The organism is Fructilactobacillus sp. YLN 2412 (genome assembly GCF_059488745.1).
In genome coordinates, this window is sequence record NZ_CM183165.1 from 437,134 (window position 1) to 453,267 (window position 16,134).

Annotated in this window: 13 protein-coding genes and 1 tRNA gene; 13 read left to right on the plus strand and 1 reads right to left on the minus strand. The window is 34.6% G+C overall.

Translation table 11 applies throughout. The annotated features are described in order from the left end of the window. The 9 genes from ligA to AC0GLR_RS02045 all read left to right on the plus strand — a co-directional run bounded on the left by ligA (position 1) and on the right by AC0GLR_RS02045 (position 10,954). The gene (ligA, locus tag AC0GLR_RS02005) at positions 1 to 2,031 is read left to right on the plus strand and encodes an NAD-dependent DNA ligase LigA (RefSeq protein ID WP_495605127.1); all 2,031 of its coding nucleotides are present in this window, start codon (positions 1 to 3) and stop codon (positions 2,029 to 2,031) included. An 18-nt stretch (positions 2,032 to 2,049) separates the two neighbouring features. Beyond that, positions 2,050 to 3,165 (plus strand): CamS family sex pheromone protein, encoded by a 1,116-nt coding sequence (locus tag AC0GLR_RS02010; protein ID WP_495605128.1) that lies wholly within the window; start codon positions 2,050 to 2,052, stop codon positions 3,163 to 3,165. Positions 3,166 to 3,192: 27 nt separating this feature from the next. Continuing rightward, positions 3,193 to 3,501, plus strand: a complete 309-nt coding sequence (gene gatC, locus AC0GLR_RS02015; RefSeq protein ID WP_495605129.1) for an Asp-tRNA(Asn)/Glu-tRNA(Gln) amidotransferase subunit GatC — start codon at positions 3,193 to 3,195, stop codon at positions 3,499 to 3,501. Continuing rightward, positions 3,501 to 4,958: an Asp-tRNA(Asn)/Glu-tRNA(Gln) amidotransferase subunit GatA gene (gatA, locus tag AC0GLR_RS02020; RefSeq protein ID WP_495605130.1), complete on the plus strand. Its 1,458-nt coding sequence runs from the start codon at positions 3,501 to 3,503 to the stop codon at positions 4,956 to 4,958. Before gatC ends, gatA begins: the two co-directional genes overlap by 1 nt. 2 nt (positions 4,959 to 4,960) lie before the next feature. After that, positions 4,961 to 6,382: an Asp-tRNA(Asn)/Glu-tRNA(Gln) amidotransferase subunit GatB gene (gatB, locus tag AC0GLR_RS02025; RefSeq protein WP_495605131.1), complete on the plus strand. Its 1,422-nt coding sequence runs from the start codon at positions 4,961 to 4,963 to the stop codon at positions 6,380 to 6,382. Between the two features lie 14 nt (positions 6,383 to 6,396). Further along, positions 6,397 to 7,338 (plus strand): diacylglycerol kinase, encoded by a 942-nt coding sequence (locus AC0GLR_RS02030; RefSeq protein ID WP_495605132.1) that lies wholly within the window; start codon positions 6,397 to 6,399, stop codon positions 7,336 to 7,338. Positions 7,339 to 7,386: 48 nt separating this feature from the next. Further along, positions 7,387 to 8,760 carry a 23S rRNA (uracil(1939)-C(5))-methyltransferase RlmD gene (gene rlmD / locus AC0GLR_RS02035; protein ID WP_495605133.1) on the plus strand — a complete coding sequence of 458 codons (1,374 nt, stop codon included), beginning with the start codon at positions 7,387 to 7,389 and terminating at the stop codon, positions 8,758 to 8,760. Between the two features lie 420 nt (positions 8,761 to 9,180). After that, positions 9,181 to 9,702 carry a GNAT family N-acetyltransferase gene (locus AC0GLR_RS02040; protein WP_495605134.1) on the plus strand — a complete coding sequence of 174 codons (522 nt, stop codon included), beginning with the start codon at positions 9,181 to 9,183 and terminating at the stop codon, positions 9,700 to 9,702. A 25-nt stretch (positions 9,703 to 9,727) separates the two neighbouring features. Next, the gene (locus AC0GLR_RS02045) at positions 9,728 to 10,954 is read left to right on the plus strand and encodes an ArgE/DapE family deacylase (RefSeq protein WP_495605135.1); all 1,227 of its coding nucleotides are present in this window, start codon (positions 9,728 to 9,730) and stop codon (positions 10,952 to 10,954) included. A gap of 142 nt (positions 10,955 to 11,096) precedes the next feature. Here the strand turns inward: AC0GLR_RS02045 and gntK are convergent, their stop codons facing one another. After that, positions 11,097 to 12,653 (minus strand): gluconokinase, encoded by a 1,557-nt coding sequence (gntK, locus tag AC0GLR_RS02050; RefSeq protein ID WP_495605136.1) that lies wholly within the window; start codon positions 12,651 to 12,653, stop codon positions 11,097 to 11,099. Positions 12,654 to 12,810: 157 nt separating this feature from the next. On the opposite strand from gntK, the gene AC0GLR_RS02055 reads away from it, so the two are divergent. The 4 genes from AC0GLR_RS02055 (at position 12,811) to AC0GLR_RS02070 (ending at position 15,998) form a co-directional block, all read left to right on the plus strand. Next, the gene (locus AC0GLR_RS02055) at positions 12,811 to 13,608 is read left to right on the plus strand and encodes a GH25 family lysozyme (protein ID WP_495605137.1); all 798 of its coding nucleotides are present in this window, start codon (positions 12,811 to 12,813) and stop codon (positions 13,606 to 13,608) included. Then, a complete protein-coding gene (locus AC0GLR_RS02060) occupies positions 13,601 to 14,602 on the plus strand; it encodes a Gfo/Idh/MocA family protein (RefSeq protein ID WP_495605138.1) in 1,002 nt (333 codons plus the stop codon). The genes AC0GLR_RS02055 and AC0GLR_RS02060 overlap by 8 nt, the downstream gene beginning before the upstream one ends. A gap of 5 nt (positions 14,603 to 14,607) precedes the next feature. Next, positions 14,608 to 15,861, plus strand: a complete 1,254-nt coding sequence (locus tag AC0GLR_RS02065) for a DEAD/DEAH box helicase (protein WP_495605139.1) — start codon at positions 14,608 to 14,610, stop codon at positions 15,859 to 15,861. Between the two features lie 64 nt (positions 15,862 to 15,925). Further along, positions 15,926 to 15,998 (plus strand) — tRNA-Arg (locus AC0GLR_RS02070). Positions 15,999 to 16,134 lie beyond the last annotated feature (136 nt).

Consider the following 16,134-nt stretch of genomic DNA (forward strand, 5'->3'; position numbering starts at 1 on the left):
TTGCACAAGCTTTCATCGGAAAAGTTAACTGAACAAGAAGCTCGCCAGACTGCTGACGAACTGCGACCTCAATTAATCAAATGGGGTAAAGAATATTACGAAAATGATCATCCCTCCGTTCCAGATTCCGAATATGATCGAACTTATAACCAATTGTTGAATTTAGAGGAGCAGTTTCCAAACATTGTAACTTCTGATTCCCCAACTCAACACGTCGGCGGAAACGTTGATTCTGATTTCACTAAGGTAAAACATCCGATTCCGATGCTTTCTTTAGGGGATGTCTTTTCGAAAGAAGAACTAAATAATTTTATTGAACGTTTGCAAAAGGAATATCCGGAAGATCAGGAATTTAATTGTGAATTAAAGATTGATGGTTTATCGATTGCTCTACGTTATGAAAATGGGATTTTAGTACAAGGATCCACTCGTGGGAATGGTCAAATTGGGGAAGATATTACTAAAAACGTTAAAATGATTCCTTCAATTCCGCAAAAGTTAACGCGGCCAATCAATATTGAAGTTCGTGGCGAATGTTATATGAGTAAAACGGAATTTCTTAAGTTAAATGAACGTCGCCAAATTGATGGCAAAACTACTTTTGCCAATCCTCGCAACGCTGCAGCCGGTAGTTTGCGACAACTAGATCCCAAAGTAACTGCTGAGCGTCACCTAAGTACATTTATGTATAATGTGGCAGATTATAGCGACTTACAAGCCACAACTCAAAGTGGAATGTTAAAGGAATTAAAAGAACTTGGGTTTACAGTTGACGAAGATTTTCAAGTTGCTCATAACATGGATGAAATCAATCAGTATGTTGATAAGTATCAGCAACAGCGCAATGATTTAAGTTATGGAATTGATGGAATTGTGATTAAAACTAATTCACTTCCATTACAAATGAAGATTGGGCATACGGTTAAGGTCCCTAAATGGGCAATTGCCTACAAGTTCCCTCCAGAAGAAGTTAAAGTTAAAATTAATGCGATTGAATGGACAGTTGGGAGAACTGGAGTGGTTACTCCTACTGCTATTATGAATAAGGTTAAATTAGCTGGAACGACTGTTTCGCGTGCTTCGCTTCACAATGCTGACTATATTGAAAAGAAGGATATACGAATTGGAGATACCGTCATTCTTTATAAGGCGGGTGATATTATTCCTGAAGTGGAAAGATATTTGCCAGAACTTCGGCCTGCTGATTCAAAACCGTATCTTGTTCCCAATACTTGTCCATCTTGTGGGGCAAAATTAGTTCATTTAGATGATGAGGTTGCCTTACGCTGTATCAACCCAAAATGTCCAACCCAGTTAGCTGAGCAGGTTACTCATTTTGCTTCTAGAAATGCAATGGATATTGATGGTTTAGGTCCTAAAATTGTAAAGCAACTCTTTAAAAAGAATTTGATTTCAGATGTAGCTAGTTTATACAAACTAAGACAAACAGATTTAATTGATTTAGATAAATTTGGGGAAAAATCATCTCAAAATTTGTTAACAGCACTGAATCAAAGTCGTAGTAATTCAATGGAGAGATTATTGTTTGGCTTAGGGATTCGTCATGTTGGTAATAAGGCTGCTAGACTGATTTCACAACATTTTGGTTCTATAGATGCTTTAATGAAAGCAACTCGCGATCAAATTGCTGCAATTGATTCAATCGGTGATATTATTGCTGATAGTGTGGTAACTTACTTTTCTGATCCTAATAGTCAGGATTTGATTGCAGAACTCCAAACAGTTGGAGTTAATATGAAATACACTGGGCCTAACCCAACTGCTCAACCAGATACATTTTTCACCAATAAAAGAGTAGTATTAACAGGTAAGTTAACTAGTATGACTAGAGAAGCAGCTTCCGAGTGGCTTCAAAATCAGGGAGCTGAAGTAACCAGCAGTGTTTCTAAAAAAACTGATTTATTAGTAGCAGGAGAAGCTGCTGGCAGCAAGTTAACTAAAGCTCAGAAGTTGGAAATTCCAGTCTGGGATGAAACAAAGTTTAAAAAGGAAATGGCTAAAAAACAATAAGTTGTGGAAGGTGAAACAGTGAAACGATTAAGTATGATTTTGATGGTAGCAGCTAGCTCAGTGGTCTTAGTTGCCTGTGGAAGCAATAATAAATTAGGGACTAATAGCGGTTCTAATAAAACACAGCTAACTGGTAGCGATTCTAGTACTAATTACCAAAGTTTAATTAAAGACGGTCATTACCAAGTCAGTAAATCATCCGGGGTAGATGATCAACAAACTAGCAACCAATTCAATCTTCAAGGTTTTCAACATGGATTACTAGATATTTCTAAAAAAGAATTTTCTCCTGATAAGTATGTTTTTCAAGAGGGACAAGAAATTTCAACTGAAACTACGCAAAATTGGTTAGGAAGAAAAAGTAAAGATAATCCTGATGGGTTGAATCCAGAACAACCTAAGAAAAAGGTAGTTCCAGAATATCTGCAACAGATTGATGAACAAGATTATCTTCAACCTGAAGGCGGCAAGATGAAGCTGAAAGGTATGACCGTTGGATTAGGACTTAATTCAATCTATTACTATACCAAAGAAAAATATGGTGCTCAGTATTCAAAGAAACTTGACAGTGCTGAGATTGAAAAGCAAGGTAAGGAATTGGCTAACATTGTATTAGCAAGATTACGAAAACAAAATAATCTGAAAAACATTCCAATTGTAATTGCCTTATACAAGGCAGCTCCAGATGATAGTTTGGTTGGGGGTAATTTCTTTGCTTATTCTGTTAATAATCCTGGGTCTGATTCAGTTAATTCATGGAATAAGATTGATCAAAAGAATTATGTTTTCCCAACTGCTAATGGAGAAAAGGCACCAAACGCAAATGATGAAACTGCCTTTAATCAATTTAAGGAAAAAGCACAAAGCTATTTCCCTAATTTAAGTGGGATTACTGCTCAAGCTCAATATACAAACGGTTCCTTAACTGGAATGCATATCGATGTTACTACCCAATTTTATAGTTATACTGAAATCAATAGTTTTACTCAGTATTTGCAAACTTCGGCAGAAAAATACTTACCTCAAAATACGCCAATTGAAATCAACGTTGGATCAACAAACGGAGTACAAAGTTATCTAAGTCGAAGCAAAAATGCTAAGAAATTTAGTTCACACGTTTTTAATAATTATTAATTACAAAAATTGGATTGGAGGAACAAAATGACTGAAAAAGTAAATGAAGAAAAAACACAGCATATTGCTGGTTTAGCAAAGTTAAGTATTGATAAAGAAGAGTTACCAAAGTTCACAGAACAACTTAACGATATGTTGGAAATGTTAGATGCAATTGATGCTATAGATACCGAAGGGGTTGAACCAACTTATACTGTAACTGACCAAATTGATGTAATGCGTGAAGATGTTGCGGATAATTGGGGACAAAGAGATGCGTTATTGCATAATGCTCCCGAAGCAGTCGATGGATTAATCCGAGTACCAACCATCATTGATGAAAGTGAGGATAAATAATGAATTATTTTGATAATGATTTAGAATCAGTTCACCAACAATTGGTTAATGGTGATATTACTTCCGAAGAATTAACGAAGCAGACAATTGATAAAATTAATTCTGAAGCTGATGACATTCAGGCCTATTTATCAATGAATGATCAAGCAGTTGAAAAAGCTAAAGCAATTGATGCCGCTGGAATTGATCCAGATAACATTTTTTCTGGGATGCCAATTGCTATTAAAGATAACATTGTCACAAAAAACATGAAGACAACGGCTGCTTCTAAAATGTTAGAAAATTTCACATCAATTTATGATGCAACGGTTGTGGAAAAGTTAGAAAAAGCTGGAGTTATAATTGTTGGTAAAACTAATCTTGATGAATTTGCGATGGGTAGTTCTACAGAGAAATCAGCTTTTAAGACGACACGTAACCCCTGGAATCTTGATACAGTTCCTGGTGGTTCTTCTGGTGGATCTGCTGCAACTGTTTCAGCAGGTGAGGTTCCAGTTAGTTTAGGTTCTGATACTGGTGGATCAATTCGTCAACCTGCTTCATTTACAGGAGTAGTTGGATTGAAACCAACTTATGGACGAGTTTCTCGTTGGGGATTAATTGCATTTGGTTCAAGTTTTGACCAAATTGGTCCTTTGACTAATAATGTTAAAGATAATGCTCATATGTTAAATGCAATTGCGGGCCATGATGAACATGATGCTACTTCTTCTAAAAAAGAAGTACCTGATTTTACCGAACATATTGATGCTGGTGTAAAAGGACTACGAATTGCTTTACCTAAAGAATATTTAGGTAAAGGAGTTGATCCAGAAATTAAAGCTGCTATTAAACAAGCCGCTGAAACATACAAAAAATTGGGTGCAACAGTGGATGAAGTTTCATTACCTAATTCTAAGTATGGTGTGATGGCATATTATGTATTAGCTTCTTCTGAAGCTTCATCTAACTTGGAACGTTTTGATGGGATTCGTTACGGATACAGAGCTGATGGAGTTAAAAACCTTGATGATTTGTATGTTAAAACTCGCTCTACTGGTTTTGGTAACGAAGTTAAACGTCGGATAATGCTAGGAACATTTTCACTTTCAGCTGGATCATTTGATAGATACTTTAAACAGGCCGCAAAAATCAGAACGATTATTTTAAATGATTTTCAAAAGGTCTTTAAAGATCATGATTTAATCATGGGACCAACGACACCTACGACTGCTTTTAAAGTTGGTGCTGAATCAACTGATCCAACTGAAATGTATATGAATGATACTCTGACAATTCCAGTTAACTTAGCAGGACTACCAGGGATGTCATTACCAGCTGGATTTAGCAATGGATTACCAATTGGAATGCAACTAATTGGACGTCCATTTGATGAAAGTACAATTTATCAAGCTGGATATGCATTTGAACAAAATACTGATTTTCATAAAGAAAAACCACAGTTGGGAGGTAAATAATTATGAATTTTGAAACTACTATTGGTCTAGAAGTCCATGTTGAATTAAAAACTAATTCGAAAATTTTCAGTCCTTCCCCAGTCAAATATGGTGCCGAAGCCAATGCAAACACAAATGTAATCGATTGGGGTTATCCAGGAACTCTTCCAACTGTTAATAAACAGGTAATTGCAAATGGTATTACAGCTGCACTTGCACTTCATGCTGACATTCAAAAACATCCTCATTTTGACCGAAAAAATTATTTTTATCCTGATAACCCTAAAGGATACCAAGTAACTGAAAATGATACTCCAGCTGCTACTAATGGCTGGATTGAAGTTAAAAGCGGAGATGGTAAGAAAAAAATTGGAATTGAAGAAATGCATGTAGAAGAAGATGCCGGTAAAAATACGCACGGTAAAAACTATTCATACGTTGATTTAAATCGTCAAGGCACTCCTTTGATTGAAATTGTTTCTAAACCAGAAATGTCATCACCACAAGAGGCTTATGATTATTTAGAAGGTCTGCGTGAACGAATTCAATTTACTGGCGTTTCTGACGTTAAAATGGAAGAAGGTTCAATGCGAGTTGATTGTAATATCTCGCTGCGACCAATTGGAAGCGACCAACTAGGCCAAAAAATTGAATTAAAAAATTTGAACTCTTTTAATTACGTTCGTAAAGCTTTAGCCTACGAAGAAGAACGTCAGGCTCAAGTTTTAATGTCTGGTGGTACTATCGGAGCTGAAACACGACGTTTTGATGAATTAACTGGCAAAACTTATTTAATGCGGGTTAAAGAAGGAAAAGATGATTATCGTTACTTCCCAGAACCTGACCTTCCCAGTCTTGATATTTCTGATGAATGGATTAACGAATTACGAGAAGCATTACCAGAAATGCCTGCTAGTCGTCGCAAACGTTATGTAAATGATTTAGGGTTAACAGAATACGATGCCATGGTTTTGACACAAACTAAAGAAATGTCTGATTTCTTTAATAAATTAGTAGAACTTGGTAGTGATCCTAAAATGGCCTCTAACTATCTTCAAGGTGATGTGAATGCTTATTTGAATGACAACCAAGTGGTTTTAGAAGATACTAAAATCACTCCAGAAGCATTGGCTGCTATGATTAAGATGATTATGGACAAAACAATTTCAACTAAGATGGCTAAAAAGGTTTTTAAAGCCATTACTGAAGGAAAAGATCCTAAAAAATTTGTTGAAGAAAAAGGATTGGTACAGTTATCAGATCCAGCTAAGCTTCAACCAATTATTGATGAAGTATTAGAAAATAATCAACAATCCATTGAAGATTTTCACAATGGAAAAGATCGAGCAGTTGGATTTTTAATCGGACAAATCATGAAACAAACGCACGGAAAAGCAAATCCTCAAGTTGTTAATCAACTTTTGATGAAATCATTAAATAACTAGAAAGTGGTGTAAGAATGCAAAAGCGAGCACGGATAATTTATAATCCAACCTCTGGAAGAGAGACTTTAAAGACCAAGTTGGTTGATATTTTAGATGTTCTTGAGCAGGGAGGTTATGAAACTAGTACGTTTGCGACTACTTCCAAGCCTAATTCTGCCCAAGATGAAGCAGCTCGCGTTGCAAAGGATGGATTTGATTTAGTTGTAGCCGCTGGCGGAGACGGAACGATTAATGAAGTTATTAACGGGATTGCACCGTTGGAAAATCGTCCCAAATTAGGTATCATTCCGGCTGGTACAACTAATGATTTTGCAAGAGCTTTAGGAATTCCCCGCGATGATTTTGTAGAAGCTGCCAAAGTAATCACTAATGGTAAATTAACTTCCATGGATGTTGGTAAGGCTTATAATGATAAAACTACCAAATATTTCATTAATATTGCTGCTGGAGGTCGTTTTACTGAACTAACTTATGATGTTCCATCTGATCTGAAGACTATTTTAGGTTATATGGCTTATTTGTTAAAAGCAGTAGAATTAATTCCGCAGGCAAAACCAATGAATATAAAAGCCACATATGATGGTGGTGAATATGAAGGAATGGCATCCATGTTTTTTCTAGCCATGACTAATTCAGTTGGAGGCTTGGAACAAGCAGTTCCTAATGCAGCTTTAAACGATGGTAATTTTACTATGATTATTGTTAAAACTGGTAATATGGTTGAAATTCTTCAGTTAATTACTAAAGCTTTAAACGGGGGACGACACGTTAATGACTCACGAATTATTTATAAGAAGACGCGTAATTTTTCTGTGGTTCCTCAAGATGGTCGGATGCCAATTAACCTTGATGGCGAGTTTGGTGGGAATGCACCGATGAAGTTTGTGAATTTAAAGGAAAGAATCTCAATTTTTGCTAATTTAAAAAAAGATAAAGTTACTAGAATTGATGATTAAGTAAGTTTTGTCGATATTTTCGACAAAACTTTTTATTAGGGAGAAAAAATGAGCAAAAAAATTATAGCACCAGTGACTAAAAATGAAGAATTAACCGTTTCAATTTCTGATTTAACTTATCAAGGATTAGGAGTTGCTAAAGTTGATAATTTTCCAATCTTTATTGAAGATGCGTTACCAACTGAAGAAGTAAAAATCAAAATTATTAAAGTTAAAAAGAATTTTGCATTTGGTAAGTTGATTAAAGTTTTGAAAAAAAGTGCTGATCGAGTAGAAATTCAAGATAAACGTTATACTCAATCAGGGATTGCGCCGTTACAACATTTAAGTTATCCAAAACAATTAGAATTTAAACAACATCAAATTGCAGAGCTATTCAAAAAGGCCCATCTTGATGTGCAGGTTGATCCTACAATTGGGATGGAAAATCCTTCAAAATATCGGAATAAAGCACAAATTCCAGTTCGAGAAATTAAGGGACAACTAGAAACCGGCTTTTATCGTCGTCATAGTCATGATTTGATTCCAATTGAAGATTTTTATATTCAAGATCCACAAATTGATAAAGCAATTTTAGTTGTTCGGGATATTTTAAGAAAATATCAAATTCCTGCTTATAATGAAGTAACTCATCAAGGTTTAATTCGAAACGTTATGGTTCGTTATGGTAAGTTTAGTCATGAAATGATGATTGTTTTAGTCATGAATGGGAAACAATTACCTCATGCAGCGGAGATTGTGGCTGACATTGAAAAAGCATTACCAAACCTTGATAGTTTAGTGCTCAACATTAATATGAGTAAGGGGAATCGTTTATTAGGCGAAAAAAATCTCATGTTAGCTGGTAAAGAATACATTATGGATGAATTGTTAAATACAAAATTTATGATTTCTCCATTGTCGTTTTATCAGGTTAATCCCGAGCAGACTGAAAAATTATATTCACTTGCCATTGAAAAAGCTAATTTAACTAAAAACGATATTGTGATTGACGCATACTGTGGGATTGGAACTATTTCGCTTGCAATGGCACCCGAGGTTAAACATGTCTATGGGGTTGATGTTGTTAAAGAAGCAATTGAAGATGCTCGTACAAACGCTAAGTTAAACCACATTGAAAATGCTACTTTTGTCGTTGGTAAAGCCGAAGATCAAATGAAAAAATGGGAAGCAGATGGAATTAAAGCTAATGTAATCGTAGTTGATCCGCCTCGTAAGGGATTGGATGCTAGTTTTATTGAAAGTGCAATTCAAATGAGTCCTGAACGATTAGTTTATGTATCATGCAATCCGGCTACCTTGGTTCGTGATGCCGAACTATTGATTGCTGGAGGATATCAAATTAAGCAGCCAATTCAACCTGTTGATCAGTTTCCTCAAACGCCGCACGTTGAAAGTGTCACGGTATTTTCTCGGGAATAAATTTAAATAAACATGACAAAAGACTACCAAATCCTGTTTGATTTGGTAGTCTTTTTGCATATTTTAAAATTAAACTATTTTCCCACATGTATTTGTTGAAAACTAGGAAGAAAAAAGCTAGAAATTTTCCTACAATGATAATGTGGAATGTTGATTCCATAGTCTTTTTTAATAGCTTATTAGGTGGAATATATTAATAAGAATATTTCAAAAAATATAATCTGACTTAGTAGTACAAGTTTCAGAAACATAATTAATCAATTAAAGTTACGGAAGAGTCATTTGATTTTAGTATAAACCGAACATTGATCTTTTTGTTGACAATCAAAGCCTTTAATAAGTGATTGACATTGATTGTTTTTGGGGTATATATTAGTAAAAATCGAACTTTAGTCGTATTACTGAAAGGTCATAAACTTAATGGATACTGAAATTAAAAAGATTACTAATACATCCGAAAATGTTCAAAAATTGCATAAAATGATTGTCGATACTTTTTGGGATACCTATCGTGGCTCTAGTGCTGATCAAAATATTGCTGATTATCTCCAAGATTCATATTCATTAACACAAATTGCAATTCAATTAGAGCAGTCAAATTGTGCTTTTTACTTTATAATGAAAGATGAGAAAGCAGCAGGATATATGAAACTAAATTTTGACGATGCCCAAACAGAAGTTTATGATGGAAAATCAGTTGAAATTGAAAAATTATATGTCTTGCCAGCTTTTAAACGGCAAGGACTTGGCCGGCAATTATTAGAATTTGCGGAAAAAACGGCTAATCAAGATCATGCTGAGTATCTCTGGCTCGGAGTGTGGAGTGATAATGATAAAGCTTTAGCCTTTTATCATGAGATTGGGTTTAAACAGACTACTACTCACACCTTTGATTTAGGCAATGATCCTCAAACTGATTTAGTCATGGTCAAAAAGTTATAAAATAATCATTAGTTAGGTGAGATGAATGAATAAAGAAGAAAAATTAGCTGTTTTAGAAAAATTAGTTAGTTTTAATACTTCAGAAGGTAATGAATTAGCCGAGGCGCAATATCTTCAAGATTTATTATTAGAACACGGAATTGAAAGTGAAATTGAAAATTTAGGTAATCACGAAGCTAATTTAATTGCTGAAATTGGAAATGGACAAAAACCAGCTTTTACCATTAGTGGGCATCTAGATACAGTGGCAGTCGATGTGAAAAAATGGGATACTAATCCATTTACTTTGGTGCGTAAAGACGGACAAATGTATGGGAGTGGTGTAACTGATATGAAGGGTGGCGTTGCTGCCTTAGTGCTTGCCATGATTCATTTAAAGGATGCCGAAGTTCCTTTGAATGGAACGTTATGTTTAGTTTTAACTTCTGGGGAAGAATCCAATATGCACGGTTCGCGTCAATTACATGCTGATGGAGCAATGCATGATTCAGATACGCTTTTAATTGCGGAACCAACTGGGTATCGGACGGTCTATGCCAATAAGGGTGAAGTTGACTTTAAAATTACTGCACAAGGAAAAGCTGCACATAGTTCACGCCCTAACTTTGGAATTAATGCTATTCAAAACTTGATGGATGTCTTGGAATTAATTAAAACTAAGGTCGAAGTTCGCGCCAATCAAAATCAAGATGATATTTTAGGTAAAACAACCTTTACAATTGATATTTTCAAAGGCGGAATTCAAATTAATGCAATTCCAGCAAACGCAGAAGCTCAAATTAATACGCGAATTGTTCCCGAATATCATAATGATCAAGTAATAGCGGATGTTAAAACAATTGTTGATGAGTTTAATCAAACCCATGATGGTGAAATTAAATTTGAAATTCTAATGAACATTCCGCCAGTTGTAGGAAATCCAGAATCAAACTTAATAAAAGATATTATTAAGTTTGCGACTCCATACATGAAAAATATGGAATATACTCCCTTAGAAAAACAACAAGGGAAAGAAATGCAAGCTAAGCAAGGATTTAATCCTTTTTCAAATGATAAATTTGATGTGTTGAGTGGAGCTGGTGGGACAGATGCCTCAGAACTTCTTAAAGATAAATTGACAGGATCCAATTATGCAGTATTTGGACCAGGCAACCCATTGAAAATGCACCAAACCAATGAATATGCGTCTGAACAGATGTGGTTTGATTTCATTGAAATTTATCAAAAACTATTTAAGGATTACTTGGCTTAACAATCACATTAAATTATAGATATAATGAGATATGCGTTTAAGTTTTTAGGATGCAAATAAATAATTTATATAAAAATAGATTGATTTATAGAAAATCAAAAAGACACTCAAAAACTGAGTGTCTTTTTAAATATTCAAAATTCTAATTTTCTTCTTCATTCCATTCAGAAGCATGTTCACGTTGATAAGTAGCAATACTTTTATACTCTGGTTTCAAGTCTCGACTTAAATTAATATAAATTGGAACTAATTCACGGTAAGCTTCGTAATTAACAGGGTTAGGTTTATGGGTATTAGTAACTCCCACAAAGTTTTTAACATCGTAAAGGCTGTTAATCATACCAAGACTGTACATTCCTAAGACAGCAGCTCCAAGTGCTGTTCCTTCAAAACTTTCGGGGATATTTACATCTTGTTCAAAAACATCAGCTAGCATTTGACGCCATAATTCTGAACGAGCAAAACCTCCAGTAGCTTGAATACTCTTTGGATCACCAACAACTTCTTCAAGCGCTAACATAACGGTATATAAGTTATATACAATTCCTTCTAAAGCGGCACGAATCATATGACCTCTAGTATGTTTTCTTGTAAGACCAAAGTAAGTTCCACGAGCATCAGCATCCCAAATAGGGGCACGTTCACCACCTAAGAATGGTAAAAAGATTAATCCGTCAGAACCTGCTGGAATCTTAGCAGCAATTTCAGTTAATAAGTCATAAGCATCAATATGCATTTGTTCTGCAGTTACTTTTTCAGGAAGACAGAGTTGATCACGAACCCAACGGAAGACAATTCCACCATTATTAACTGGTCCGCCGACAACCCACATATCTTTAGCTAAGTAGTAACAAAAGACACGTCCCTTAGGATCAATAGTTGGTTTGTCAGTTACAACTCGAACAGCTCCAGATGTTCCGATTGTAACAGCTACCACACCAGGTTGAATGGCATCCACTCCAAGATTTGCTAAAGGACCATCAGAGGCACCGATTACAAATGGAGTATCTGGGTTAATCCCAATCATTTGGGCATAATGTTCTTTCATACCTTTAAGTTGGTAAGTAGTATCAACTAGATCAGGTAGTTGGTCACGTTTAATTCCAGCTACTTCAAGGGCTTGAGGATCCCAATCCATTGTAAAAATGTCAAATAAACCAGTAGCATTAGCAATGGAATAATCTTCTTTTAAGACCCCAAATAATTTGTAGTTAATATATTCTTTAATGCCGACAAACCATCTAGTTTTATTGAAAATATCTGGCTTTTCATTTCTTAGCCACATGATTTTTGTTAACGGTGACATTGGATGAGTTGGAACTCCAGTTTTTTTGTAAAGTTCCATTCCCACGCCATTTTCTTTCAACTCATCAGCATATTTTACGGCTCGATTATCAGCCCATGTGATAGCACGAGTTAACGGTTTATAATTTTCATCTAAACAAATTACACTGTGCATTGCACAAGAATATGAAATTCCTTTTAAAGTTCCGTTTTTTAAATCAGCTTTTTCAAGAACATGATTTAAACCTTCAAGCATAGCACTAAAAATTTCTTCTGGATCTTCTTCAGCCATATCAGCTGTATCTTGATAAAGTGTGTAAAGATCGTTTGAATAACCTTTAACTTGGCCTTTATCATCATACAAAACTGTTTTGACACTGGTGGTACCAATATCAACACCAATTACGTATTCCATAATATTTCCCCTAACTACATATTTAAAACAGTTAAATTCAATTATTTAAAATTTTTGTAACGCTTTCATTATATTGAAATAAGGAATGAACTTCAAGCAAGACACTGTTAATAATGATAATATTAGATTAACTTATATAAGCTTCGTGAGGATTAAAATGCATAAATTAACTCGACAGTTATATCAGCAACAACAACGAAAAAGTCGTTTGCAAAAATGGTTTATACTTATTTTAATAGTAATATTTATTTTTGCGACTGGGTTTGGAATTTTTATTTTTTTGGAAAAACAAGAGCAACAGCGCCAAAAATTAATTGCACAATATCCTGTCCGTGGATTAATAATTGATCAAAATGATTCATATGTAGATTTTACAGAAGCTAATCAACGAGGGGTAAAATACGCTTATATCCGTGCTACTCAGGGAGCTAACTTTACGGATGATGATTTTAGTGATAATTATTCTCGTAGCATTGGGTCTGGCTTGAAAATTGGAGTTTATCACCAGTTTGGTTTTGGTAGTTCAGTTAAAACTCAAGAACAAAACTTTGTAAAATCAGTCGGTAGTAATATAGGAGATTTACCAATCGGCATAGATATTAGCTATTACGGTGATTATACTTCTGAAAATGTTAATCCCCAAAAACTACATAATAAGGTTAGTGAGATGACATCATTTTTATATCACAAATATCATCGTCCAATTTTGCTTAAAACTAGTTCTAATAATTACCAGATTTTAAAAAATATTAACCATGTTCAATTTTCCTTAGATAGTAATCATAATTTGAAAAAAGTGGAATTTATTAATTTAAGCAAACCAAATCAAATTTACGATAATGGTAAATCTAGTGATTATCAAATGTCTGCTTTTGATGGAAATAAGGTAAAATGGGAACAGTATTTAAAAAAACTTAAAAGCGATGATTTAGAAAAGAGTGGATTGCATGATTAGATTAGGAACGATTGGAACTAACTGGATTACACAACGAATGATAGATGCAGCAATTACTACTGAACAATATAAATTAACTGCTGTTTATTCGCGTCATTTGAAAACAGCAAAACAGTTTGCAACCAATAATCATTGTCAAAAAACATATACTGATTTAAATGATTTTTTTGCTTCCAGCATTTTTGACACGGTCTATATTGCATCGCCAAATGTTTTTCATTATGAACAGATTATGCAGGCCCTACGTCATGAAAAAAATGTGATTGTTGAAAAGCCGATGGTTTTAAGTACTTATCAATATCAGAGTGTGATGGATGAATTAGAACGCCATTCACAATTACATCTTTTTGAAGCGGCACGTAATATCCACATGCCTGCTTTTAAAGCAGTTGTACAAGCGATTGATAATTTAGACCATATTGATGGAGGTAACTTTACTTTTAGTCAATATTCATCTCGATATGATAAAGTATTAGCTGGAATGAAACCAAATGTATTTAATCCGCAATTTGGCGGCGGTGCTTTGGCTGATTTGGGAGTTTATCCATTGTATGCAGCAGTCTCCTTGTTTGGATTACCACAGCAGCAACAATATTTTCCAACGTTTATTCAAACTGGAGTGGATGGCAAGGGAACTGCTGTGTTAAATTATGATCAGTTTGATGTTATTTTAAACTTTAGTAAGATTTCATCATCTACCCATAATTCAGAAGTATATAGTGGTAAAAAGACAATCACAATTGATAACGCTGGAGAATTTACTGCAGCTTCAGTAGTATCTGGTGATGCAGTTGATAAGTTAAGTCCGCTCTATCATAATAATCCCATGATTCCTGAACTAACTGATTTTGCAGAAGTACTTAATCATCCAGCAGATGAACAAAGTAAAAAAAGATATTTTCAGTGGATGAAGCAAATGCGACAAGTTAACTTAGTGATGTCACGGTTAGCTGCTTCGGCAGGAATTGAATATCCTAGTAAAATGAAGGAGTAAAGATTGTGTTAGAAGAATTTGCAAAAAGATTTGAAAAATTGGGATATCAAGAACAAACAGAGATTCAAAAAGCCGTTTACGAGCCAATGATTGATGGTGGTGAAGATATAGTTGGTTTATCACCAACTGGATCAGGAAAAACGGTTGCATTTTTAATGCCACTATTGGCAAATATGATGCCAGGAGAAGGAGTTCAAGCAATTATAATTGAACCTTCACAAGAGTTAGCTATGCAAGTGACAAATGTCATTCGTGATTGGGCTAAACCGTTTAATATTAAAATCTTACCCTTAATTGGAGGAGCCAATGTTAAACGTCAACATGAACAATTAAAAAAACGACCTGAGATTGTAATTGGAACTCCTGGTCGTATTTTAAGTTTGCTTGCTGAACATAAATTAAAAGTCAATGGTGTGGATGAAGTAGTAGTTGATGAAGCCGATGATTTACTACAAGATGATTCATTAGATAAGGTGAAACAAATTGTAGCAGCTGTCCCTCGCGATGCACAAGTGGCTTATTTTTCAGCAACTGATAGCGAAGTTTTACATCATTTAAATGAATATATGGGGAAACCAGCTCGTATTATTGATGTTCGAAACACAGATAAAAGTCGTGGAGTTGTAAAACATGGTTTGTTTGAAGTTTCTAGAGGGAAACGAAATGACGTTTTAAATCGATTAGCAAAATTAACTAATTTTAAAGCATTAGTCTTTTTTAATCAAAGCGAAAATCTGAATCGGGCTTACAATTATTTTAAGCATCAAGGGCATGCTCCAGTTGAAAAACTAAGTGGTGGGGAAAACAAACTTCAACGTGAGCGAGCTTTAAAAAACTTTAGAAGGGGTCAAACCAAGTTATTGTTGACTACTGATGTTGCCGCACGAGGATTAGATATTCCCAAACTCCCTGCTGTTATTAATTATGATTTACCGACGGATGCGACTACTTATATTCATCGTGTTGGGAGAACGGGACGAATGGGAGAACCAGGGTTAGTAATTAATTTTGGTGATGATCATGATTTACGTGATTTAAAGAAATTACTTAGAGACGAAGAATATGAACTTAAACCTATTTATTATTATGATGGAAAATTAGTTGATCATATTGATCAGGAACCGACTAAAAAAATTAAAAAGGTTGAGATTCAAAATAACAATAAACCGACTGGACAGATTCAGCCTGAGATTCCAAAAAAGCATAAAAAAAAGAATCGGAAAAGGAATCAAAAAAATAAAGGAAAACATAAAAAGTAAGTTATATTTCAACCGTTTCTTTACGAATGTAAGATTTCGTGAGAAAATTAAATAGTTGGAATATGGCCCCATAGCACAACTGGATAGGGCAGCCGCCTCCTAAGCGGTCGATCTCAGTTCGAGTCTGAGTGGGGTCATCAATAAAGAAGCTAATCACTTTAGTGATTGGCTTCTTTTTAATAAAAATAAATTAAAAGTTTTCTATTATAAATTGTTAGTCATGTATTGTAATAATTAATGAAAACGCATACAATTAAGAATGTCGTTAAAACT